Source organism: Flavobacterium sp. 140616W15 (assembly GCF_003668995.1).
GTDB lineage: Bacteria > Bacteroidota > Bacteroidia > Flavobacteriales > Flavobacteriaceae > Flavobacterium.
This window is the reverse complement of sequence record NZ_CP033068.1, coordinates 290,712-313,762: the sequence shown is the minus strand read 5'-3', so window position 1 is coordinate 313,762 and position 23,051 is coordinate 290,712. Positions and strand designations below refer to the sequence as shown.

General features: G+C 32.8%; 21 protein-coding genes. 13 read left to right on the top strand and 8 right to left on the bottom strand.

The features are described from left to right. Position 1 precedes the first annotated feature (1 nt). Entirely contained in the window at positions 2-1,552 is a 1,551-nt protein-coding gene (locus tag EAG11_RS01400; protein ID WP_129541010.1) for an SDR family NAD(P)-dependent oxidoreductase, read from the bottom strand. 179 nt (positions 1,553-1,731) lie between these two features. Here EAG11_RS01400 and EAG11_RS01395 point away from each other — a divergent pair, with 179 nt between their 5' ends. Both EAG11_RS01395 and EAG11_RS01390 read left to right on the top strand, forming a co-directional pair. After that, on the top strand, positions 1,732-2,526 hold the full coding sequence (locus tag EAG11_RS01395; RefSeq protein WP_129541009.1) for an O-methyltransferase: 795 nt from the start codon (positions 1,732-1,734) through the stop codon (positions 2,524-2,526). Between the two features lie 49 nt (positions 2,527-2,575). After that, complete coding sequence (locus EAG11_RS01390; protein ID WP_129537543.1) at positions 2,576-3,430, top strand: alpha/beta fold hydrolase; 855 nt, start codon at positions 2,576-2,578, stop codon at positions 3,428-3,430. A gap of 107 nt (positions 3,431-3,537) precedes the next feature. On the opposite strand, the gene EAG11_RS01385 is transcribed toward EAG11_RS01390, so the two are convergent. After that, positions 3,538-4,188, bottom strand: a complete 651-nt coding sequence (locus EAG11_RS01385; RefSeq protein WP_129537542.1) for a DUF6565 domain-containing protein — start codon at positions 4,186-4,188, stop codon at positions 3,538-3,540. A gap of 314 nt (positions 4,189-4,502) precedes the next feature. On the opposite strand from EAG11_RS01385, the gene EAG11_RS01380 reads away from it, so the two are divergent. The 4 genes from EAG11_RS01380 (at position 4,503) to secA (ending at position 9,605) form a co-directional block, all read left to right on the top strand. Continuing rightward, positions 4,503-5,195 carry an ABC transporter ATP-binding protein gene (locus EAG11_RS01380; RefSeq protein WP_129537541.1) on the top strand — a complete coding sequence of 231 codons (693 nt, stop codon included), beginning with the start codon at positions 4,503-4,505 and terminating at the stop codon, positions 5,193-5,195. 36 nt (positions 5,196-5,231) lie between these two features. Next, positions 5,232-5,801, top strand: a complete 570-nt coding sequence (locus EAG11_RS01375; protein WP_129537540.1) for a cob(I)yrinic acid a,c-diamide adenosyltransferase — start codon at positions 5,232-5,234, stop codon at positions 5,799-5,801. 149 nt (positions 5,802-5,950) lie between these two features. Beyond that, a complete protein-coding gene (locus EAG11_RS01370) occupies positions 5,951-6,172 on the top strand; it encodes a DUF2795 domain-containing protein (RefSeq protein WP_007138072.1) in 222 nt (73 codons plus the stop codon). Between the two features lie 91 nt (positions 6,173-6,263). Continuing rightward, positions 6,264-9,605: a preprotein translocase subunit SecA gene (gene secA / locus EAG11_RS01365; RefSeq protein ID WP_129537539.1), complete on the top strand. Its 3,342-nt coding sequence runs from the start codon at positions 6,264-6,266 to the stop codon at positions 9,603-9,605. A gap of 102 nt (positions 9,606-9,707) precedes the next feature. On the opposite strand, the gene EAG11_RS01360 is transcribed toward secA, so the two are convergent. From EAG11_RS01360 to cysC, 3 genes are all read right to left on the bottom strand, one after another. Next, on the bottom strand, positions 9,708-10,370 hold the full coding sequence (locus EAG11_RS01360) for an RNA methyltransferase (RefSeq protein WP_129537538.1): 663 nt from the start codon (positions 10,368-10,370) through the stop codon (positions 9,708-9,710). A 63-nt stretch (positions 10,371-10,433) separates the two neighbouring features. Continuing rightward, positions 10,434-11,411 (bottom strand): sulfotransferase family protein, encoded by a 978-nt coding sequence (locus tag EAG11_RS01355; protein ID WP_129537537.1) that lies wholly within the window; start codon positions 11,409-11,411, stop codon positions 10,434-10,436. Between the two features lie 116 nt (positions 11,412-11,527). Beyond that, on the bottom strand, positions 11,528-12,064 hold the full coding sequence (cysC, locus tag EAG11_RS01350) for an adenylyl-sulfate kinase (RefSeq protein WP_129537536.1): 537 nt from the start codon (positions 12,062-12,064) through the stop codon (positions 11,528-11,530). A 185-nt stretch (positions 12,065-12,249) separates the two neighbouring features. On the opposite strand from cysC, the gene EAG11_RS01345 reads away from it, so the two are divergent. From EAG11_RS01345 to EAG11_RS01330, 4 genes are all read left to right on the top strand, one after another. Continuing rightward, complete coding sequence (locus tag EAG11_RS01345) at positions 12,250-12,945, top strand: NAD-dependent deacylase (RefSeq protein WP_129537535.1); 696 nt, start codon at positions 12,250-12,252, stop codon at positions 12,943-12,945. Positions 12,946-12,957: 12 nt separating this feature from the next. Continuing rightward, positions 12,958-13,650, top strand: a complete 693-nt coding sequence (locus EAG11_RS01340) for a sterol desaturase family protein (protein WP_129537534.1) — start codon at positions 12,958-12,960, stop codon at positions 13,648-13,650. Positions 13,651-13,743: 93 nt separating this feature from the next. Further along, the gene (purB, locus tag EAG11_RS01335; RefSeq protein ID WP_129537533.1) at positions 13,744-15,090 is read left to right on the top strand and encodes an adenylosuccinate lyase; all 1,347 of its coding nucleotides are present in this window, start codon (positions 13,744-13,746) and stop codon (positions 15,088-15,090) included. A gap of 178 nt (positions 15,091-15,268) precedes the next feature. Continuing rightward, on the top strand, positions 15,269-17,509 hold the full coding sequence (locus EAG11_RS01330; RefSeq protein ID WP_371414617.1) for a cation:proton antiporter: 2,241 nt from the start codon (positions 15,269-15,271) through the stop codon (positions 17,507-17,509). A 53-nt stretch (positions 17,510-17,562) separates the two neighbouring features. Here the strand turns inward: EAG11_RS01330 and EAG11_RS01325 are convergent, their stop codons facing one another. From EAG11_RS01325 to EAG11_RS01315, 3 genes are all read right to left on the bottom strand, one after another. Beyond that, complete coding sequence (locus EAG11_RS01325; protein WP_129537531.1) at positions 17,563-18,201, bottom strand: peroxiredoxin; 639 nt, start codon at positions 18,199-18,201, stop codon at positions 17,563-17,565. Between the two features lie 99 nt (positions 18,202-18,300). Further along, on the bottom strand, positions 18,301-19,518 hold the full coding sequence (locus EAG11_RS01320; RefSeq protein WP_129537530.1) for an MFS transporter: 1,218 nt from the start codon (positions 19,516-19,518) through the stop codon (positions 18,301-18,303). Between the two features lie 33 nt (positions 19,519-19,551). Further along, positions 19,552-20,463 (bottom strand): AEC family transporter, encoded by a 912-nt coding sequence (locus tag EAG11_RS01315; protein ID WP_129537529.1) that lies wholly within the window; start codon positions 20,461-20,463, stop codon positions 19,552-19,554. Positions 20,464-20,578: 115 nt separating this feature from the next. Here EAG11_RS01315 and EAG11_RS01310 point away from each other — a divergent pair, with 115 nt between their 5' ends. The 3 genes from EAG11_RS01310 (at position 20,579) to meaB (ending at position 23,049) form a co-directional block, all read left to right on the top strand. Then, the gene (locus EAG11_RS01310; protein WP_129537528.1) at positions 20,579-20,986 is read left to right on the top strand and encodes an Rrf2 family transcriptional regulator; all 408 of its coding nucleotides are present in this window, start codon (positions 20,579-20,581) and stop codon (positions 20,984-20,986) included. Between the two features lie 55 nt (positions 20,987-21,041). Beyond that, entirely contained in the window at positions 21,042-21,683 is a 642-nt protein-coding gene (locus EAG11_RS01305; protein ID WP_129537527.1) for an NAD(P)-dependent oxidoreductase, read from the top strand. 271 nt (positions 21,684-21,954) lie between these two features. Continuing rightward, on the top strand, positions 21,955-23,049 hold the full coding sequence (gene meaB / locus EAG11_RS01300) for a methylmalonyl Co-A mutase-associated GTPase MeaB (protein WP_129537526.1): 1,095 nt from the start codon (positions 21,955-21,957) through the stop codon (positions 23,047-23,049). Positions 23,050-23,051: the final 2 nt, after the last annotated feature.

Here is a 23,051-nt window from a genome sequence, read left to right as displayed (position 1 = left end):
TCTACCAAGGAATCGGGTTATAATCTTTTAAGAATTTACCACACCAATGCTTTCCTGTATTAATTCCGTCGAATAGAGGATCCATTACACGCGCAGCACCGTCTACAATATCTAATGGCGGCTGAAAATCTTCAAGCTCTTGCTTCTTTTTGGCTAATTCAGCAGGATCTTCATCGGTCACCCAACCTGTATCAACAGCATTCATGAAGATTCCATGTTTTGCTAACGTTCCCGATGAAGTATGCGTTAACATATTCAAGGCAGCTTTTGCCATATTGGTATGTGGGTGACGATCTTCTTTAAAAAAGCGATGAAACTTACCCTCCATAGCCGAAACATTTATAATATGTTTTTTCCCTGTATTATCTTTCTTCATTACTTCCGAAAGACGATTACATAAAACAAAAGGCGCAACCGAATTTACTAATTGAACTTCAATCATCTCAGTCGTTTCTATTTGTCCCAATCTTAGGCGCCAGCTATTGGTTTTACGTAAATCAACCTGTTGTAAATCAGCATCAAGCTCTCCTTCTGGAAAAACCTCATTTGCAACAAGCGCATTATCAAAAGAATACGGAATTTGAGATAATTTAGCCGAAGCACGTAATCCAATTCCAGGCTCAGGACCGTGCCATGTTACTGGCATATTTTGATTAGAAGAAGCTCCCGAAGTCAATACTTTTAGCTCATCCAAACAATTAGTATGATCTAGTAATAATTCTTGTGCTTGTTTAGGTAAAGAAGATATTGCAAGCTCTTCATTTTCCATCAAATGGGTATAAAATCCTGCTGGACGTCTCACCGTTTGCGCAGCATTATTAATTAAAATATCCAATCGCTCATACTTTTGCTCTATAAAATTGCAAAAAATCTCCACACTAGGAATATGTCGTAAATCTAATCCGTGAATTTTTAAGCGATGCCCCCATTCCATAAAATCTTCTTCTTTAGAAAATCGCAATGCAGAATCAACAGGGAAACGAGTTGTTGCAATAACAGTTGCTCCACCACGCAAAAGCATTAATGTAATATGATACCCAATCTTTAAACGAGAACCTGTTATCACGGCCACTTGTCCTTTTACATCTGCAGTTTGAAAACGTTTGGCATAATTAAAATCACCACAGTCAGTACACATTGTATCATAAAAATGATGCATTTTAGTAAATCCCGTTTTACATACATAGCAATTTCTAGGCGTTTCTAATTCTAATTGCTCTTTATTTGCAAGATCAGTATAAGCCAATAACTTTGGTGCGACAAATATACTAGCTTCACGAGCATATCGAATTCCGGTTTCTTTACGAGCCGTTTTATCCTTTTTTTCTTTTTTACGCTTGGTAGCTTCTTTTCCGTCTTTAATTCTTCTAGAAAACTCACCTCTGTCTGGTCTAGAAAACATTCCTGCTTCTTTAAGCAAAGCAATTCTTTTCTCTTTGGGAATATCAAATATTTGATCGGTATCGGTGTTTAATTGAGCTAAAACAGCAATACATCGGTCTATTTCTTCCGAAGTTATTGTATTCTTGATTTCCATTTCTTCCTTCGTCATCATAAAAAAACCTATTGTTTAAAGCCCGCAAATATAGTCTTTTTAGAGTCTTAAAAATTCATAGTCCGAAATCATAAAGGCTCCTTTTTCACATTTTACTTTTCACATTTTACTTTATGTCTTTAGACTTTACACCTCTCGCCTTTTTGTATCTTCGCGCCTACTTTGTAAAAGTCATTATGTTATTTCAAATAAAATCATACTTTAAATTCCTTTGGAACTCTAAAAACGAACACGCAGTGCATTCGCCTTTTGTGTTTAACTTACTAACGAAATGTTTTTATGATAAGAAAGCAAAACCAGAATATGCCATTTTAAATACTTATCGAAAATCATTTTTACAAAATAAAAACACAATCGAAGTAACTGATTTTGGTGCAGGATCAAAAATCTTTGAAAATAATACGAGACAGATCTCTAAAATTGCAAAAACAGCTGGAATTTCACCTAAAAGGACTAAATTACTATTTCGAATTACAGCTTACTTTAAACCTAATTCTATTCTCGAAATCGGAACATCATTAGGATTAGCCACTTCTGCCCTAGCCTTAGGAAACCCAAAAGCTACAGTTACAACACTCGAAGGTTGCCCTGAAACGGCAAGACTAGCTCAATTACAATTACAAAAATTTAATTGTACTAATGTAGAATCGGTTGTTACAGAATTTGAAAGTTACTTTAGAAGTCTTCAATTGAAATTGAAAACTGAAACTAAAAACTATGACCTCATTTATTTTGATGGAAATCATTCTAAAAAAGCAACTTTAGATTATTTTGAGCTATTACTTCCCACAGTTTCTAATGATACCGTTTGGATTTTCGATGACATCCATTGGTCTCCAGAAATGGAAGAAGCCTGGGAAATAATAAAAAACCATCCCAAAGTAAAAGTTACCATCGATACATACCAATGGGGATTAGTCTTTTTTAGATACGAACAAGAAAAAGAACATTTTATAATTAGAGCTTCTTAATTACACAAGAAATACTATTTTTTCTACATTTATAATTAATTTTATAATTATGGAAGCAATAAAAATCGATACACCATTACACTATTCAATAGCCGTAAAAGAGTTCATTTCAGATACTCCAAATGCAAATTGCATAATTATTGCCTCTGCCACAGGTGTTAAGCAAAATTACTATTCCAATTTTGCCAAGTTTCTTTCCAATAATCATTATTCTGTCTACACATTTGATTACGGTGGAATTGGCCAATCTAAACCCACACCACTTTCTAAATTTTCTACAACAGCTTCAAATTGGGCACAAAACGATTTTGAAAGTGTAGTTCAATACGTTAAAAACAAAAATCCAAAGAGCAAATTATTTATTATAACTCATAGTATTGGCGGTCAACTTATAGGTTTAGTCCCTTCTAATAATTTATTTGATGGTGTTATCATGGTAGCATCACAATCAGGAAGTTGGATACATTGGAAAGGTTTTGACAGAATTAAAATGCAACTTTTATGGTACTTAGGAATTCCTATTATAACTAATTTATTTAATTATTTTCCTTCCAAAAGAGTTAGTGGCATGGAAGATTTACCAAAAGGAATGGTTTTAGAATGGGCAAAATGGTGTAGGAACCCAAACTATCAATTTGACTATATTAAAGATGCTCATGAAAACTATAACAGAATAAATTGTAATATAGTATCATACAGTATTGAAAATGATTTTTATGCTCCAGTTGCTGCAATCGATTGGATCATCGCACAATTTAAAAATGCTAAAACAACAAGAATACATCTAACAGCAAAAGAATTCAGTGTCAAAAACATTGGTCATTTTGGTGTTTTTAAGACTAATTTTAAAGAGACCATCTGGCAACTTTTTTTACAAGATTTAAAAAAATTTGAAATCTCATGATAATTGAAAATCAAATTAGATAAACAAAAAAATGACAGCCATTCCTGACTGTCATTTTTGCTCAAAATTCAAATTTAACCTAATCCTAATATAAATACTTAATTAACCTACTCTTTTGCTTTAGCAGTTTCTTCTGATTTTGCTCCCATTCTATTTAATGTATACATTGGTGCAAATTTCAATTTCAACCCAGCAATTTTTCTATTATCTTCAGATGAAAGTCCTTCTTTTTCAACTGTGTTTTTACGACTATCAAGAGCTTCGTACATCATTTTAATCTTATCCCAGTCTTCTCGAGAATAACTGTCTTTATTATTTTCAACTGTGTGTACAAATTGTTGGTAAACACTATGAATGTTTTTGGCATTTACCCAATCAAAATTCATATCCTCTCCTATTTTTCCTTCTCCAAATAAAGCATCTCGCATTTTTTGCATTTTACTTGGTGCATTAAGAGCGGCCATTTCGGCTTTAAAAGCTTCATATTTAGCCTTACTTGATTCTAATCTTTCTTGAGCTTTTGCATTCTCTTTGATATCAGCCAAAGCCATTTCAGCTTTTTCTACACGTGTTGCATACCCACTTTCAATTGCTTTCCAATTGGTCTTAGCGTTTTCTGCAGTTACATTTTTTATTGAATCTACATATACTACATATGAATCAATAGTTTTTTCAGCTTGTGCTGCTTTTTCATCTTTACACGAGACAAATCCCATGGCAACAAATGCTAGTCCGAATAATAATTGTGTATTTTTCATAATTCTGATTTGTTAATGTTATTCATCAAATATAATGTTATTTTTAAGCAAAATTAAATATTTATCAAAATATTATGATTTTAATTAAATAAAAATTACAAAAATTAATCAAATATGATAATTATGTAATTTTTTCAAATAATTATATAAAGTATTTTTATCTGTTTTGTAGCTTACACCTAAAAAACAACCTTATCTCCTCGCAAACAACAATTGACTGTAACAAAAATGTATTTTAAACTACTTATGATTAATTCAAAAGTGTTTTGTACTTTTAAAATCTAAAAATTGTAAATCAACAATCATAAACTCCAATGGCAAATCCATTAATTAAAATAACCAATATTAAACGAAATTTTGTACTTGGAAACGAAATTGTTTATGTCTTAAAAGGAATTGATTTAGAAATAAATAAAGGAGAATATGTTGCCTTAATGGGACCATCGGGTTCAGGGAAATCAACATTAATGAACTTATTAGGATGCTTAGACACTCCAACTTCTGGAACTTATATCTTAAACGGAAAAGATGTTAGCCAGATGAAAGATGATGAATTGGCAGAAATTAGAAATAAAGAAATTGGCTTTGTTTTCCAGACATTTAATCTTTTACCAAGGACTACTGCATTAGATAATGTAGCTCTACCAATGATTTATGCCGGATACTCTAAATCGGAACGAATTGTACGTGCTACCGAAGTATTAAAACAAGTAAATCTTGAAGACAGAATGGATCACCAACCTAATCAACTTTCAGGAGGACAACGCCAACGTGTCGCTATTGCAAGAGCATTAGTTAACAAACCATCGATTATACTCGCCGATGAACCAACTGGAAATTTAGATAGTAAAACCTCTGTAGAGATTATGAAACTATTTGGTGATATTCATGCCAACGGCAATACCGTGATTCTAGTAACACACGAAGAAGATATTGCCGCCTATGCACACCGCGTCATTCGTTTGCGTGATGGCCTTATCGAAAGCGATACAAAGACCATAAAATAGGTTAGGATATAAATTAAAAAATCAGCCCTTTAAAAAATGAAAGTATATACAAAAACTGGAGACAAAGGTACTACTGCTCTTTTTGGCGGTACCCGCGTTCCTAAAGACCATATCCGTATTGATAGTTACGGGACCGTTGATGAGCTAAACTCACACATAGGTCTTATACGAGATCAGGAAATGAATGCACATTATAAAGCTATTTTGATCGAAATTCAAGACCGATTATTTACCGTAGGAGCAATTCTAGCTACACCTGTAGAAAAAGAAGTCTTAAAAAACGGTGAATTACGCCTTAAAAATCTAGGTATTGTAGCAACTGACATCGAATTACTTGAAAATGAAATCGATACCATGGAAGAAGCACTTCCACAAATGACGCACTTTGTATTACCCGGAGGACATCAAACCGTGTCATATTGTCACATCGCGCGTTGCGTTTGTCGTCGTGCTGAGCGGCTGGCAGTCCATTTAAGTCATAATGAGGCTGTTCCAGAAATAGCTATTCAGTACTTAAACCGACTTTCTGACTACCTTTTTGTCTTGGCACGAAAGTTGTCTTCTGACTTAAAAGCGGAGGAAGTTAAATGGATTCCGAGAAAGTAATCTGCTACAGTTTTTAGTATTTGCAATGTAAACTGTAACAGAAAATTGAATACTAAAAGGAACGTTCTTAAATTTTACTAAAATAAATCATTTTTTACTTGTCTTTCTCAGTAAAAAAATTATTTTTGCACAAACTAAATTGACAAAAGATGTATTGGACATTAGAATTAGCATCATATTTAAGTGATGCGCCGTGGCCTGCTAACAAAGACGAACTTATAGACTACGCTATTAGAGCAGGAGCTCCATTAGAAGTAGTAGAAAACCTACAGTCAATTGAGGACGAAGGTGAGATATATGAATCAATGGAAGAAATATGGCCGGATTATCCAACAGACGAAGATTATCTTTGGAATGAGGATGAATATTAAAAAGTAACCCCAAAGAAAAAGTCTCAAAAAAGAGGCTTTTTTTTTGTTTAAATTTACACATTTAGATAAATTATAGAAATACCAACAGATCATGAGTTTCATTAACAGTATTATTAAAGTCTTTGTAGGTGATAAATCACAAAAAGATGTCAAAGCTTTACAACCTTATTTAAACAAAATTAAAACTTTCGAAACTAGCTTAATGGCTTTGTCGCATGACGAACTTAGGGCTAGGACAGCATTTTTTAAACAAAAGATAAAGGACGCAAGAGCCGAAAAAGATGCGAAAATTGCTTCTCTTAAAGCAGAAGTAGAAAGCATTGAAGATATCGACAAAAGAGAAGACATTTACGAAGCTATAGATACTTTAGAAAAAGAAGCTTACGAAATTTCGGAAAAAACATTAATGGAAATTCTTCCAGAAGCATTTTCAGTAGTAAAAGAAACAGCTCGCCGTTTTAAAGATAACTCACAAATTGAAGTTACTGCTACAGCAAAAGACCGCGAACTTTCGGCTACAAAAACATATATTACAATAGATGGAGAAAAATCTATCTGGGCTAATAAATGGAATGCTGCTGGTAAAGAAATTACATGGGACATGGTTCACTACGATGTTCAGTTAATTGGTGGTATGGTATTACACGAAGGAAAAGTTGCAGAGATGCAAACTGGTGAGGGTAAAACCTTGGTAGCAACTTTACCTCTTTATCTAAATGCCTTAACAGGAAACGGTGTGCACTTAGTAACTGTGAATGATTACTTAGCAAAACGTGATAGCACATGGAAAGCACCTTTATTTGAATTTCATGGTTTAACTGTTGATTGTATTGATAATCACCAACCAAGTTCAGAAGGAAGAAAGAAAGCATATGATGCAGATATTACTTACGGAACAAATAACGAATTCGGATTTGACTACCTAAGAGATAATATGGCGCATTCGCCAAATGACTTGGTACAAAGAAAACACAATTATGCAATCGTCGATGAGGTCGATTCAGTATTAATTGATGATGCAAGAACACCACTTATCATTTCTGGTCCAGTTCCTCAAGGAGACCGTCATGAATTTAATGAATTGAAACCAAAAATTGAAAACTTAGTAAGTTTACAACGCCAATTGGCAAATGGTTTCTTAGCAGAAGCTAAAAAATTAATAAAAGAAGGAAACACTAAAGATGGTGGATTCTTATTATTAAGAGCTTACAGAAGTTTACCTAGAAACAAAGCTTTAATTAAATTTTTGAGTGAAGAAGGAATCAAACAATTACTTCAAAAAACCGAAAATCAATACATGCAAGACAACAATCGTGAGATGCATAAAATTGATGAGGCTTTATATTTTGTAATTGAAGAAAAAAATAATCAAGTAGAACTAACTGATAATGGAATCAAATTCCTTTCAGGAGATACAGATGCAGACTTTTTCGTATTACCAGACATCGGAACGGAAATTGCTGCTATCGAAAAACAAAAATTAGATAAAGATGCTGAAGCTGAAGCCAAAGAAAGATTATTTCAAGATTTTGGTATAAAAAGCGAACGTATTCATACTTTAACACAGCTGTTAAAAGCGTATGCTCTTTTTGAAAAAGATGTAGAATACGTTATCATGGACAACAAGATTATGATTGTTGATGAGCAAACAGGTCGTATCATGGATGGTCGTCGTTACTCAGACGGATTACACCAGGCGATTGAAGCTAAAGAAAATGTAAAAATTGAAGCTGCTACACAAACTTTTGCAACTGTTACATTACAAAACTATTTCAGAATGTACAGCAAATTAGCTGGTATGACAGGTACTGCAGTAACAGAAGCTGGTGAGTTATGGCAAATATATAAATTAGACGTAGTTGAGATTCCTACAAATCGCCCTATGGCTAGAATAGACAAGGAAGATTATATCTACAAAACTACACGTGAAAAATTCAATGCTGTAATCGAAGATGTAACTGAACTATCTAGCGCAGGAAGACCAGTATTAATTGGAACAACATCAGTAGAAATCTCTGAGTTATTAAGCCGTATGCTTAAAATGAGAGGTGTTGCACACAACGTATTGAATGCCAAAATGCACAAGCAAGAGGCACAAATTGTAGAAGAAGCAGGAAAACCAGGAGTAGTAACCATTGCAACCAATATGGCTGGTCGTGGTACCGATATTAAATTGTCTCCAGAAGTAAAAGCTGCAGGAGGTTTAGCAATTATTGGTACAGAGCGTCATGATTCGCGTCGTGTTGACAGACAGTTACGTGGTCGTGCTGGTCGTCAAGGTGACCCAGGAAGCTCTCAATTCTACGTTTCTCTAGAAGATAACTTAATGCGTTTATTTGGTTCTGAAAGAGTTGCCAAAGTAATGGATAGAATGGGGTTACAAGAAGGAGAAGTGATTCAACATTCTATGATGACAAAATCTATTGAGCGTGCTCAAAAGAAAGTAGAAGAAAATAACTTTGGAGTTCGTAAGCGTTTATTAGAATATGATGACGTTATGAATTCACAACGTGAAGTAGTTTACAAACGTCGTCGTCATGCCTTGTTTGGAGAGCGTTTAAAACTTGATATCGCAAACATGCTTTACGATACATGCGAACTTATCGTAAACCAAAACAAAGCAACAAATGATTTTAAAAATTTCGAGTTTGAATTAATTCGTTATTTCTCTATAACATCTCCAATATCTGAAGCTGATTTTATCAAATTACCAGAAAATGAGATTACAGGAAAATTATACAAAGAAACTTTAGCCTATTATACTGAAAAAACAGAACGTAGTGCAAGAGAAGCTTTCCCTATCATTAAAGGTATTTACGAAGAGAAAAACAATCAATTTGAGCGTATTGTAGTTCCGTTTACAGATGGTATCAAAACATTAAATGTTGTTACTGATCTTAAAAAAGCATACGAAACTGAAGGTGCACAATTAGTTGCTGATTTCGAAAAAAACATCACTCTATCTATTGTTGATGAAGCTTGGAAAAAACATTTACGTAAAATGGACGAATTGAAACAATCAGTTCAATTAGCCGTTCACGAACAAAAAGATCCATTACTTATTTATAAATTAGAAGCTTTTAACTTATTCCGTTCAATGTTGGATAACGTAAATAGAGAAGTAATTTCATTCTTATTCAAAGGTGATTTACCTGCTCAAAACGCTCCAGAAATTCAGGAAGCAAGAGAAGTCCGTCAGAAAGAAAATTATAAATTAAGTAAAGACGAAATCGAAAATAGCGAAGAGATCAACCGCGAAGCTGGAGAAACTCAGCAACGTCAAGTAACTGAAACTATTACTAGAGATATGCCTAAAATTAATCGTAATGATAATGTAACAGTACAACAAGTTGCTACTGGAGCAATCGAAACGATGAAATTTAAAAAAGCAGAAAGCTTATTAGCTTCTGGCGAATGGGTTATCGTTAAATAATATCTTCAATATCTATATTCAGTCTCTATCACCTTTTGAGACTGAATATAGAAATTAGAAACTCAAAAAAAATCCCCAATTATAATGTAATTGGGGATTTTTTTATTTTGGATTCTCTTCAAAATAGCGAGCTTCAATTCGTTTGATATCTTTAATTGAGCTTTTGGCCCAAGCCAAACGTTTTTCTAAAATTTCATCATCAGATAAATGCCAGTCAATCTCTGTATTTCGCAATCTGCTTGTTAGATTCTGAATAATTATCGCAGCCGAAACCGAGATATTCAAACTTTCTGTAAATCCTACCATCGGAATTTTAAGAAATCCATCTGCCTTTTGTAAAATCTCTTCTGATAAACCATCTCTTTCGGTACCAAAAAATAAAGCACTGGGCTTAGTTATATCAAAATCCTCCAGCAAACAGTCATTCTCATGAGGTGTTGTAGCAATAATTTGATATCCTTTATTCTTCAATGTATCTACACAATTACTAATGTTATCAAATGCATTGATATCAACCCATTTCTGAGCCCCCATAGCAATTTCTTTATCAATCCTTTTACCATAACGTTGCTCTATAACATTGAGTTCCTGAATTCCAAAAACTTCACAACTGCGCATAACAGCACTAGTATTATGCATCTGGAAAATATCTTCGACAACAATAGTAAAGTGTTTAGTGCGGTTTTCGAGAACCTTTAAAAATTTGTTCTTTCGGTTTTCGGTAAGTATGTTTTCAAGGAAAGCGAGGTAATCTAAATCAATCATTTCAATAATATTTGTGGCAAAAATACTAAAAACCCACACAATTAAGACTATAAAAACAATTTCCTAAGTTATATTGGTAACCAAAGATTTAGCTATGCTACTATTTAATTTCTCATAAAGACTATTCCCCTTAGTCAAATCTATTACCAAAACATCATCTGTAAAAGAATCTCCCTTAAAAGTAACATCTCCTTTTTTAGAATGTCTTGTTAAACGTTCACACATTTGATCTACTTCTTCTACAAAATAATCGGCATCGATAAAAGATAAAAAACGCTCCAAAATAGATTTCATTCCCTCTTCATAGTTATACATTACAACATTTTTGTCTGTACCGTAAAAATCAAGATAAGATTGAAAATACTTTTCTAAAACTACAGCTCCATATTGCTGAAAACTAATTGTTTGAATTTCCTCATCACTAATTCCGAAAACAGTAGCAGGCAACAAATTGGGAACCATATGCATTCCTTTTAATTTTGCATGAGATTTCAATACTTCACTTGGGTTTCTATAAAGCAGTGCAAAAGGCAATTCAGGAAAAATCGCTCTCAATTCATCAATTTGAAATGTATGCCAAGAATCCAATTTTACAATTAAATTCTTTTCTTCAACAAATCTCTTCTGTCCCAATAATGCTATTACTGATTTAATAAGAATCCTTTTTTTATCCAGATCAAAAAGATCACTTCTTATAATTTGATCGATAATTGGAGCTTCAGAAACCACAATATTTTGAGGAGAAACAGCCAAAGACTGACACATCATTGTAGAACCACAGCGAGACACATGAAACAATAATGACTTTAACTCTACAGAAACCAATTCTGTAGACCAGTCAATAAGATTTTCTACGCTACTCACTACTTTGTATCTTGTTGAATTATTATAATGAACTTTACATTTCATAAGAGTTTCATCAAAAAAAGGATCTACATACCTTTTATCTCCTAGATAAATCCATTCAAAATAGATGTTACCATCTGTTTCGACTAACTTATTCGGAATCCAATTTAAAAGAGGATGATCTGAGTTTTCCATTTTTATAAATATATTTTCTTATAAATTTATTATTAAGTTTCTATCGTATTGCAACGTAAACATATATATTTCACAAAAACAATCAACATAAATGACTGTTAGAAATAAACAATACTTTAAATAGTGGTATTAGGTATATTTTCTATTATAAAACAATAAAGTTTGTCAGTTGAAACCGACACCGATTCTGAGTCAGTTTTTAGCATTAAATCAGCATGTAAGGGAACTTCATAAACATCACTTATTCCCGTAAAATTTCTAATTTTATTACTATCACTATCTGGTAATAAGGCTTTTTTATACAAACCTTTAGGATCTCTTTTAATTAAGTTATCAATAGAACTATCCAAAAATACGGTTTTAACAAACTCATGTTGTCCTATTTCATTTCGTAAATCTTCGTAAGGATTAATTACTGACATTAATACAATAACTTTTGATTTAATAAAATCCTGACCAACATTAAAAAGGCGTCTCACATTTTCGCATCTGTCATTTTTTGAAAATCCTAAGTCTTTGCAAAGTGTTTTTCTATATATATCACCGTCGATTATTTCAACTTTATATCCTTTTTCTAATAATAAACTCCCCACATTTTCTGCCAATGTAGTTTTTCCAGAACCCGATAAACCTGTAAATTGTATTAATATCATTTAAAAATCTTCAATAAGTATGTGTTTGTTAGCAAATCCAAAACAATATAGATCAATCTTTTGAAATTAACTTATAGTAAAAATACTAAAAAAACATATACTTTGATAAATTCATTCTTTACAAAATTGATAGTCTGTTTTGCTTATAAATTGACTAATTTTATTTTTTTTAGAATAAGATAGAAATGAAAAAGAAACTAGTCGTTTTAACTGGAGCTGGAATTAGCGCCGAAAGTGGTATCAAAACCTTTCGTGATAGTGATGGTCTATGGGAAGGTCATAATGTAATGGATGTAGCAACACCTGAAGGTTGGTACAAAAATCCTGAATTGGTTCTTGATTTTTATAATCAAAGACGTAAACAACTCAAAGAAGTAACGCCTAATTTAGGGCATATTATTTTAGCCGAATTGGAAAAGGATTTTGATGTACATATCATAACTCAAAATGTCGATGATTTACATGAACGTGCCGGAAGCTCCAAGGTTCTACATTTGCACGGTGAATTACTAAAAGTACGAAGTTCCCAAGATTTAAATTATATTTTAGATTGGCATGATGATTTGTTCATGAATCATTTAGACAAAAAAGGAAATCAACTTCGCCCACATATCGTTTGGTTTGGCGAAGAAGTTCCAGCCTTAGAAGAAGCAATAGAAATTGCGGAACAAGCAGATTATTTTGCTGTAATAGGAACTTCACTGCAAGTATACCCTGCTGCTGGATTAATCTCATATACTCCTGCTAACGCACCTCTTTTTTACATTGATCCAAAGCCCATTAAAATTCCAAACTTGAGAAACAAAATTGAAGTTATTCCTGAAATAGCCTCAAAAGGAATGGAAATCTTAAAAACAAAATTAGCTGAAATAACAAATTAGAAAACTATAAACATGATACCAGAAGAATTACTCGACTTATTATCATATTGTAACATATATACTGTTATAACAATTTTTCTTATCGAGAATTTAGCACTTATGTTTTTAGCAATTGGTATTGGTAAAATAATTGATCCTGAGGCTACAAAAATAAAAAAATCAGATATAAAATGGGTTGTTAGCACCTTACTATGTAACACGCTAGTAACTTTAATAGGCTATAAACTATATCAATATCAAATTATTAAAATAGACTTTTCTACTTCATTTTTTACAATAGTATTAGACACTCTTTTATTAATTTTCTTGATGGATTTTTTTATGTTTTGCTTTCATTATTTGGCTCATAAGTTAGCGTGGTTTCACCCCATTCATCAATTACATCACACCCATATCGACACAAATGTATATAGCTTATTTGTTCTTAATCCAATCGAGACTCTAGGTTTTGGCGCTATATGGCTTATTCTAATTTCTATATTAGAATTCAATTGTTTCAGTATAATACTATATTTAATCCTCAATTTATCTTACGGGATATTAGGGCATTTAAACAAAGACATTTTTCCTGAATTCTGGAAAGAAAATAGTGTTACTAAATGGATTTCGACCACGCAATTCCATTCGAACCATCATAAAAATGAATCTCACAATTTTGGCTTTTATTTTACTATTTGGGATAAAATTTTTAAGACAATCATTTAAAATTACAATGTTTAACTATAATAACTTGCAAGTAACTTTCAGAAGTTTTAACAATAACTTACATTTGCATCTTTCAAAATTAACAACACAACAATGACTACTTTAAACGAATTAAATGCCATATCGCCAATTGACGGAAGATATAGAAACAAAACCCTTTCATTAGCTCCATTTTTCTCTGAAGAAGCGCTAATTAAATACCGGGTATTGATTGAAGTTGAATACTTTATTGCTTTATGCGAAGTGCCATTGCCACAGCTTGCAAACGTAAATTCAGATCTTTTTGAAAGTTTACGTAACATTTATAAAAACTTCTCTACAGAAGATGCCCTTTGGATAAAAGAAACTGAAAAAGTAACGAACCACGATGTAAAAGCGGTTGAATACTTTATCAAAGATGCTTTTGAAAAACTAGGCCTGTCTGAATACAAAGAGTTTATCCACTTTGGATTAACTTCTCAAGACATTAATAATACAGCTATCCCTCTTTCTACAAAAGAAGCTTTTGAAAGAGTATACATGCCATCATTAATTACGCTTACTGCCAAATTAAAAGAGCTTAGTGTAGAATGGAAAGACATTCCTATGCTTGCTCGTACTCATGGACAACCAGCCTCTCCTACTCGTTTAGGTAAAGAAATTGGCGTTTTTGTAGAACGTATTGAGGAGCAAATGCGTTTGTTATTTAATATCCCATTTGCTGCAAAATTTGGTGGAGCAACTGGAAACTACAATGCACACCATGTTGCTTATCCACAAATTGACTGGAAAAAATTTGGAGGTAATTTTGTAGAAAACACTTTAGGATTACACCATTCTTTTCCTACGACACAAATAGAACATTACGATCATTTTGCAGCATTTTTTGATGCTTTAAAAAGAATCAACAATATAATCATTGATTTAGACAGAGATATCTGGACCTATGTTTCAATGGAATATTTCAAACAAAAAATCAAAGCTGGAGAAATTGGTTCATCGGCTATGCCACATAAAGTTAACCCTATTGATTTTGAAAATTCTGAAGGAAACTTAGGAATTGCCAATGCAATTTTTGAACATCTTTCGGCTAAACTGCCAATTTCAAGATTACAACGTGATTTAACTGACAGTACTGTTTTAAGAAATGTAGGTGTTCCTATGGGTCACACCATCATTGCTTTTGAAGCGACATTAAAAGGATTGAATAAATTACTTTTAAATGAATCAAAATTCCATGAAGATTTAGAAAAAAACTGGGCAGTTGTTGCCGAAGCAATTCAAACCATTTTGCGTCGTGAAGCATATCCAAATCCATACGAAGCATTAAAAGGTTTAACTAGAACAAATGAAGCAATTGACAAAAACGCTATTCATAGTTTTATTGCAACTCTAGATGTTTCAGAAGAAATCAAAGCTGAGCTGATGAAAATTACACCTAGCAACTTTTTAGGTATCTAAAATACTCATTTACAGATAAAAATCTCGTTAATTATAAGTACTTTTACTATAAATAACGAGATTTTCTTTTATAAAATTATCTTAAATTTTGTATTTCTAAATCTAAATACTTTCATTTTTTTTTAATTTTTGCTAACTTACAACAATTCAAAAAATAAATATATAAAAGTATATGCCCATGAGTCCAACAGAGACTGTAACAAATGCCACACAACATTTAGAACCATTAATTAGTGACTTAGGATTAATCCTAATGACTGCAGGAATTGCTGTGCTAATTTTTAAAAAATTAAAACAGCCTTTGGTTCTTGGCTACTTAATCGCTGGTTTTTTAGCAGGAAATCATATTGATTTTTTTCCTTCTGTAACCGATAATAAAAGTGTAGAAGTTTGGGCCGAAATTGGTGTAATTATTTTACTTTTTAGTCTAGGACTCGAATTTAGCTTTAAGAAATTAATGAAAGTTGGTGGTACCGCTTCTATAACTGCAATTACCCAAATAATAACAATGGTCGCCTTAGGTTATCTGGTCGGCCAATGGATGGATTGGTCTAAAATGGATAGTATCTTTCTAGGTGTAATCTTATCGATCTCCTCCACCACCATTATCCTCAAGACGTTTGATGAGTTGGGTGTCAAGGCACAAAAATTCGCCGGTATCGTAATAGGCTCTCTAATTGTACAAGATATAGTTGCTATTTTAATGATGGTTTTACTATCGACTATTGCAGTAAGCCAACAATTTTCGGGAAGTGCATTATTACTTTCAGTATTAAAACTAGCCTTTTTTCTTACTGCCTGGTTTGTTGGAGGAATCTTCTTTATCCCGACTTTATTAAAAAAAGCTAAGCATTTACTAACAGATGAAATGTTGCTTATCATTTCTCTTGCTTTATGCTTAATGATGGTGATTTTAGCTTCAAATGTTGGTTTTTCTCCAGCTTTGGGAGCTTTTATTATGGGATCTATTATTGCCGAAACAACACAAGCAGAACATATTGAGCATTTAGTAAAACCTGTAAAAGATTTATTTGGCGCTATTTTCTTTGTATCAGTAGGAATGTTAATCAATCCTGAGATGCTTATCACACATGCCATTCCAGTAGCTATTTTAACCCTTGTTACGATTTTCGGTCAATCAATAAGTTCTACTATTGGTGCCTTACTCTCTGGACAACCGCTAAAACAATCAGTACAAACAGGGATGAGTTTGGCTCAAATTGGAGAATTTTCATTTATTATAGCCACGCTGGGAATGTCACTTCATGTAACAAGCGACTTTTTATACCCAATAGTTGTTGCAGTATCTGCTGTAACCACATTTACGACCCCATTTATGGTTAAATTTGCAGGTCCGTTCTCAGATTACTTAGAACGAAAACTACCTCGTAAATGGATCAAAAACATCAACCGTTATAGTCTTAATGCACAAGCAATAAAATCTGTTAGTACATGGCAGATTGTATTACGCTCTTACATCACTCAAATTGTAATACACACAATAATAATAACAGCAGTAATTTTACTTTCTTCTAAATATATAGCTCCATTAGTTGAAGACACCCGATTTGGAAATGCAATTGCCGCATTTATAACTCTTGTCGTTATAGCTCCATTTTTATGGGCACTTTCATTAAGACGAGTTGCAGTAAAAGAAGTGGAACTTTTATGGGAAGAAAGAAAATACCGTGGCCCGATTATGATGATGATCTTAATACGAATCGGACTAGGATTATTTTATGTAGGATTCCTATTGAATATCTTCTTCTCTCCTTTGGTTGCTTTTATTGCCTTAGTTATTGCTGTAGCTGCATATCAATTTTTCCCTAAAAAACTAAACGAACAATACCACAAAATAGAGAGTCATTTCTTAAAAAACCTTAATGATCGTGAATCATCGACTAAAATAGATAGAAAATATGCCAACTTAACTCCTTGGGATGGTCACATGTCGATATTTGAAATTGCAAAAGAATCTAATCTTGCTGGTAAAACACTAGAAGAATTAAAAATTAGAGAAGAATTAGGAATCAACATCGCTTTTATAAGACGAGGCGATATTACTATTCAAATTCCAACTAAAACAGAACGTTTATTTCCTGGAGATGAAATATGTGTAATTGGTACTGATGCTCAAGTTAATGAGTTTACAAATTATCTAACCAAAAATGAAATTGAAATACCACAAGCTGTTGAAGAATCAGAGATTGTTTTAAATCAATTAGAAATATCTGATAATGAATTTGCTAAGAAAACTATTAGTGAATTCAGACATCAAACAAATGCTTTAGTAGTTGGAATTGAGAGAAACGGTAAACGAATCCTTAATCCAGAATCACAGCTGATTTTGGAAAAAGACGATATCATCTGGGTCGTTGGAGACAAAAAACGAATGAAACAATTCGGAAAAAAAGTATAACACAAAAAGGTATAATTTTCATTATACCTTTTTTTTTTATTTAATACCTAAATCTATTTATTAGGCTGAGGAGTCATCCTTAAATATGGTTTTATAGGATTATGTCCTTTTGGAAACTTAGCAGCAATATCACTGTCAGGAATTGATGGAGATATAACCACATCTTCACCGTCTTTCCAGTTTGCTGGTGTTGCAACACTGTAATTTGCTGTTAATTGCAAACTATCAATCACACGGAGCAATTCATCAAAATTTCTTCCTGTTGATGCTGGATAAGTCAATGTCAGTTTTATCTTTTTGTCGTTTCCAATAATAAAAACGGAACGTACAGTAAATTTATCACTCGCATTTGGATGTAACATATCATATAGATTTGCCACTTTTTTATCTTCGTCGGCAATAATAGGGAAATTTACAGTCGTATTTTGAGTCTCGTTAATATCTTTAATCCATTCTAGATGTGATTCTAAACCATCTACACTTAGAGCAATAACTTTTGTATTTCTTTTTACAAATTCTGGGTAATAGTTAGCCACAGTTCCTAGCTCTGTTGTACAAACAGGGGTAAAATCTGAGGGGTGAGAAAATAACACTCCCCAAGAATCTCCTAACCATTCGTGAAATTTTATTGGGCCTTGAGTGGTATCTGCTTCAAAATCTGGAGCTATATCTCCTAATCGTAATGTTGCCATGAGTATTTATTTAAAATTTTATTTAAAAATAAGTAAAAAAAGTACAAGGAAAACATCTACTACTATAAAAAAATCATAAAGTTGATAGACTTGATAGAATTAGGCTTTCTTTTTGATATTTGGCAAGAAATAAGTAAAAACTCCTATTAAAGGTAAGTATGAACTTATTTTAAACACATACTCAATAGTTGTTTGATCAGCAACATAACCTAAAACCGCCGAGCCTAATCCTCCCATTCCAAACGCAAACCCAAAGAATAAACCAGAAATCATTCCCACTTTACCAGGTTTTAATTCTTGCGCAAAAACCAAAATTGCCGAAAAAGCAGAAGCAATTACAACTCCAATTATCACAGACAATATTCCTGTCCAAAATAAATTAGCATAAGGCAAAAGCAACGTAAATGGCGCTGCTCCAAGTATAGAAATCCAAATGATATACTTTCTTCCAAAACGGTCTCCTAATGGCCCTCCTATTAATGTTCCTGCTGCAACAGATGCCAAGAAAACAAATAAATAAAACTGAGAATCCTGAATACTCATTCCAAACCTATCTATCAAATAGAAAGTAAAATAACTAGACATGCTTGCCATATAAAAGAACTTAGAAAAGATAAGCATCAATAAAACAACAATTGAAATAGTTATTTTTTTATTAGACAAAGGAACGGTAGTCTCTTCTGAATCTATTTTTTTTACAGCTCGCAAGTTCATATGATTTTCATACCAAACTGCAATTCTAGATAAAATGATAATCCCCAATATTCCTGCAATCACAAACCAAACAACATGCGATTGTCCATAAGGAGCAACTACTAAAGCTACTAATAATGGCCCTATTGCACTTCCTGCGTTCCCTCCTAATTGAAAGATGGACTGTGCCAAACCTCGCTTTCCTCCTGAACCTAGAAACGCAACCCTAGAAGCCTCCGGATGAAATATAGAAGATCCAATACCTACTAATCCAACTGAAATTAACAGCATCCAGAATTCACTAGATACAGACAGCAGACATAAACCCGAAATAGTAAAAATCATACCTATAACTAATGAATACGGCATAGGCTTTTTATCAGTATAAAATCCAATGAAAGGTTGTAATAAAGAAGCGGTAAGCTGAAAAACAAAAGTGATTAATCCAACTTGAGTAAAATTTAAATTAAAATTATCTTTTAATATAGGATATGTAGCAGGGATTACTGCTTGCATTAAGTCATTTAACAAATGCGCAAATGCTATTGAAAACAATACAGAATAAACTGTTTTTTGAACTAAAACCGAACCATCGATTGTAGCTGTATTACTAGACGAACTCATAATAAAATTGAACTAAAAAAATTAATATATAAACTAGATAAGATTCATAATAAAATACCAAACAGCAAGTGTCACAAATGAAATAGGAATTCCAAAACCAATCATCATACTGCTTAGCCGAGGTTTTAAACCATAAGTCGAGGCCAAAATACTTCCTGTAATCATAGGCGCCATAGCCATTTCCATAATTGTAACCTTAATTACTGATGAATTTTGTTTTAAAACAAAGACATACAATATCAAAAATAATAATGGTGTGATAATAAGCTTAAAAAACAATCCTAAGGTCAAAAACTTCCAATGCCTACTATTCTTTTCAAAACGAAGTTGCAAACCTACCGAAAGTAATGCAAGTGGTGTAACCAAACTACCTAACTTTTGAAATCCAAATTGAAGATTTTCATTGAAATCATAATTAAAAACATTCATAAAGCAAGCCACTACAAAAGTAATAAAAGGTGGAAAAGTCAATATCTTCTTTGCAATTGCGAATGAATTAGGACTTCCTTTAGAATAAAATGCCGCTACAAAAACACCCAAGGTCGAAATGACAACAAAGGAACCTGGCTGATCTACCAAAATTGCGGTTTCTAAACCTGATTTTCCATACAATGCCTCTATTATAGGATAACCAAGAAATGAGGTATTACTTAATCCAGCTGTGAGAATCAAGCATCCTATTAGTTTATTTGACCATCCATACTTTTTTCCTAAAATCGAAAAAAGAAGAAATGCAACTACAAAAGCAATCCACGCAGCTCCAATAGGAAATAGCAATTCTGTGCTCCATTTTATTTTTGGAATAAAAAACAATGCCAAAGCAGGAAGACATAAATAAATTACGATTTTGTTTAACGTCTTATAGATATGTATAGGGAAACCCTTGATATTTTGCAATATAAGCCCCGCAGTAATAAAAACAAAAATTAAAATAAAGTTGGTCATCTTTGAAAAAAAACAAAAATACTACTTAATATCTTCTTAAATTATTTAATTTTAAAGTAAATTATTTTGTCAGTTGAATAAAAACTTATAAATTTGTAACATATTTTATTACAGTATGATTTCAGGTAAGTTTGCCATAACGACACATATTCTTACGTTACTCTCTAAATTCCCTAATGATTATTTATCATCGGAATATATTGCGGGTAGCATAAATTTGAACCCTGTTTTGGTAAGAAAAGAAATTTCGAACCTTAAAAAAAATCATATTGTAGAGAGTAAGGAAGGTAAAAACGGAGGTACACGATTGTTAAAACCTGCATCAGAAATCAGTTTACTTGATATTTTTAAAATGACTTTTGATACCGTAAATCTTGGTTACGCTAAAAATCAGCCTAATCCTGATTGTCCTGTTGGAAAGAAAATAAACGAAAATCTAGACTTATTATATGCTGATATCAACGAAAAAATAAATGCGCAACTAAGCACAATCACATTAGAAAATTTTTCAAATCAGTTCTAATCTATTTTTTTACACAAAACTGTAACATTTTTTATTACTAATTAAATTATACATTATGAAAATCGCAATTATTGGAGCCACAGGCTTTGTAGGCTCAACAATCTTAAATGAATTAGCAAATCGCAATCACGAAATTACCGCAATAGCAAGAAATCCAAAAGATTCTGCTAATGTAAATTGGGTAAAAGCTGATATCCTGAATACAACAGAATTAGCAAGTATTTTAAAAGGAAACGATGTTGTAATTAGTGCTTATAATGCTGGTTGGACAAACCCTAATTTATATGATGATTTTATAGCAGGCTCAAAATCTATTCAAGAAGCTGTTAAACAATCGGGAGTAAAACGCTTTATTACAATTGGAGGAGCCGGAAGTTTATTTGTTGCACCTAATTTACAAGCTGTAGATACTCCTGATTTTCCAAAAGAATACTACGCTGGAGCATCGGCAGCAAGAGATTATTTGAATATCCTTAAAGAAGAAAAAGACTTGGATTGGGCATTTTTCAGCCCAGCTTTTGAAATGCATCCTGGAATTACTACAGGTAGAACTGGTAAATATCGTTTGGGATTAGATAATCCTATTTTTGATGAGAACCAAAGAAGTATCCTATCTGTAGAAGATTTAGCAGTAGTAATTGCTGACGAAGCTGAAACTCCTAAACACCATCAAGTACGTTTTACTGCAGCATATTAATTTTTTTATTCTGCCACTAATCGCACGAATTTACTCGAATTATTACCTCATTTTTGTCATCCTGACGGAGGAAGGATCTCCACAAGTAGCTTGATAAAGATTGGAGATTTTGATTGTAGAGTTTCTTCTGGAAATCCCCTGTTCCTCGAGATGACATACAGAAATTATTTAATTTGTGAATTTGCGACAAAAAATAACAGTTTCAAAAGGTATATAGTCTTTTTGAAACTGTTCTTGTTTTGATTACTTTTACCTTTCAAAAGTAAAGAGTTTGTCAGCACATAAAAAACAAGGGAGCAGTTTAAATGAAAAACCTGGAATTTCACAACCTGAAATCACCAGTGGAACATCAATTGAGCAAATTCAGCGTTTTAGACGGATTCAACCTACTGCAAAAGAATTAGTTTCTGGTATTTTGTCAGGAAACATAACTGCATTAAGCAGAGCAATCACACTTATAGAAAGTACCAATCCCGACCATTTGGCCAAAGCAAATGAGATAATCAATGATTGCTTACCTCATGCCAATCAATCGGTTCGAATAGGAATTACAGGAGTGCCCGGTGTTGGAAAAAGTACATTTATTGAAGCCTTTGGCAAACAACTCACTGGATTAGGAAAGAAATTAGCAGTATTGGCAGTCGATCCAAGCAGTTCGTTCTCACACGGAAGTATTCTTGGTGACAAAACACGAATGGAAGAACTTGTTAAAGATAAAAATGCCTTTATCCGACCTAGTGCATCAGGTGATACTCTTGGTGGTGTTGCCCGAAAAACCAGAGAAACAATTATACTTTGTGAAGCTGCAGGATTTGATACCATACTAATTGAAACCGTAGGGGTTGGCCAAAGTGAAACGGCTGTTCATAGCATGGTCGATTTTTTCTTATTACTTAAAATTGCTGGTGCTGGCGATGAATTACAGGGTATTAAAAGAGGTATTATGGAAATGGCTGATGCTATTGCTATAAACAAAGCAGATGGTGATAACATAAAAAAAGCTAGACTTGCTAAAACTGAATTCAATAGAGCTTTGCATTTATTCCCTGCTAAAAAATCGGGATGGCAACCTACTGTAACAACTTGTAGCGCTATTACTCATGAAGGAATCCCTGAAGTTTGGCAAACTATCCTTGATTATCAAGAAATGGCAAAAGACACGCTTTATTTTCAAGAAAAAAGAAAAGAGCAGAATCAATTTTGGATGATGGAAACTATCAATGAGCAATTAAAAACAAACTTCTACAATCATCCTGAGATCATAGCTGAACTTGATAAAAACAAAAAAGCAGTGCAAAATGATGAAATTTCACCTTTTGCAGCTGCTACTATTTTGTTGGAATTGTTCAAAAAAGGGACAGAGTAACA

Coding starts and splice junctions, on each gene's coding strand:
- EAG11_RS01400 (WP_129541010.1), bottom strand. CDS start 1,552: ATGACGAAGGAAGAAATGGAAATCAAGAATACAATAACTTCGGAAGAA.
- EAG11_RS01395 (WP_129541009.1), top strand. CDS start 1,732: ATGTTATTTCAAATAAAATCATACTTTAAATTCCTTTGGAACTCTAAA.
- EAG11_RS01390 (WP_129537543.1), top strand. CDS start 2,576: ATGGAAGCAATAAAAATCGATACACCATTACACTATTCAATAGCCGTA.
- EAG11_RS01385 (WP_129537542.1), bottom strand. CDS start 4,188: ATGAAAAATACACAATTATTATTCGGACTAGCATTTGTTGCCATGGGA.
- EAG11_RS01380 (WP_129537541.1), top strand. CDS start 4,503: ATGGCAAATCCATTAATTAAAATAACCAATATTAAACGAAATTTTGTA.
- EAG11_RS01375 (WP_129537540.1), top strand. CDS start 5,232: ATGAAAGTATATACAAAAACTGGAGACAAAGGTACTACTGCTCTTTTT.
- EAG11_RS01370 (WP_007138072.1), top strand. CDS start 5,951: ATGTATTGGACATTAGAATTAGCATCATATTTAAGTGATGCGCCGTGG.
- secA (WP_129537539.1), top strand. CDS start 6,264: ATGAGTTTCATTAACAGTATTATTAAAGTCTTTGTAGGTGATAAATCA.
- EAG11_RS01360 (WP_129537538.1), bottom strand. CDS start 10,370: ATGATTGATTTAGATTACCTCGCTTTCCTTGAAAACATACTTACCGAA.
- EAG11_RS01355 (WP_129537537.1), bottom strand. CDS start 11,411: ATGGAAAACTCAGATCATCCTCTTTTAAATTGGATTCCGAATAAGTTA.
- cysC (WP_129537536.1), bottom strand. CDS start 12,064: ATGATATTAATACAATTTACAGGTTTATCGGGTTCTGGAAAAACTACA.
- EAG11_RS01345 (WP_129537535.1), top strand. CDS start 12,250: ATGAAAAAGAAACTAGTCGTTTTAACTGGAGCTGGAATTAGCGCCGAA.
- EAG11_RS01340 (WP_129537534.1), top strand. CDS start 12,958: ATGATACCAGAAGAATTACTCGACTTATTATCATATTGTAACATATAT.
- purB (WP_129537533.1), top strand. CDS start 13,744: ATGACTACTTTAAACGAATTAAATGCCATATCGCCAATTGACGGAAGA.
- EAG11_RS01330 (WP_371414617.1), top strand. CDS start 15,269: ATGAGTCCAACAGAGACTGTAACAAATGCCACACAACATTTAGAACCA.
- EAG11_RS01325 (WP_129537531.1), bottom strand. CDS start 18,201: ATGGCAACATTACGATTAGGAGATATAGCTCCAGATTTTGAAGCAGAT.
- EAG11_RS01320 (WP_129537530.1), bottom strand. CDS start 19,518: ATGAGTTCGTCTAGTAATACAGCTACAATCGATGGTTCGGTTTTAGTT.
- EAG11_RS01315 (WP_129537529.1), bottom strand. CDS start 20,463: ATGACCAACTTTATTTTAATTTTTGTTTTTATTACTGCGGGGCTTATA.
- EAG11_RS01310 (WP_129537528.1), top strand. CDS start 20,579: ATGATTTCAGGTAAGTTTGCCATAACGACACATATTCTTACGTTACTC.
- EAG11_RS01305 (WP_129537527.1), top strand. CDS start 21,042: ATGAAAATCGCAATTATTGGAGCCACAGGCTTTGTAGGCTCAACAATC.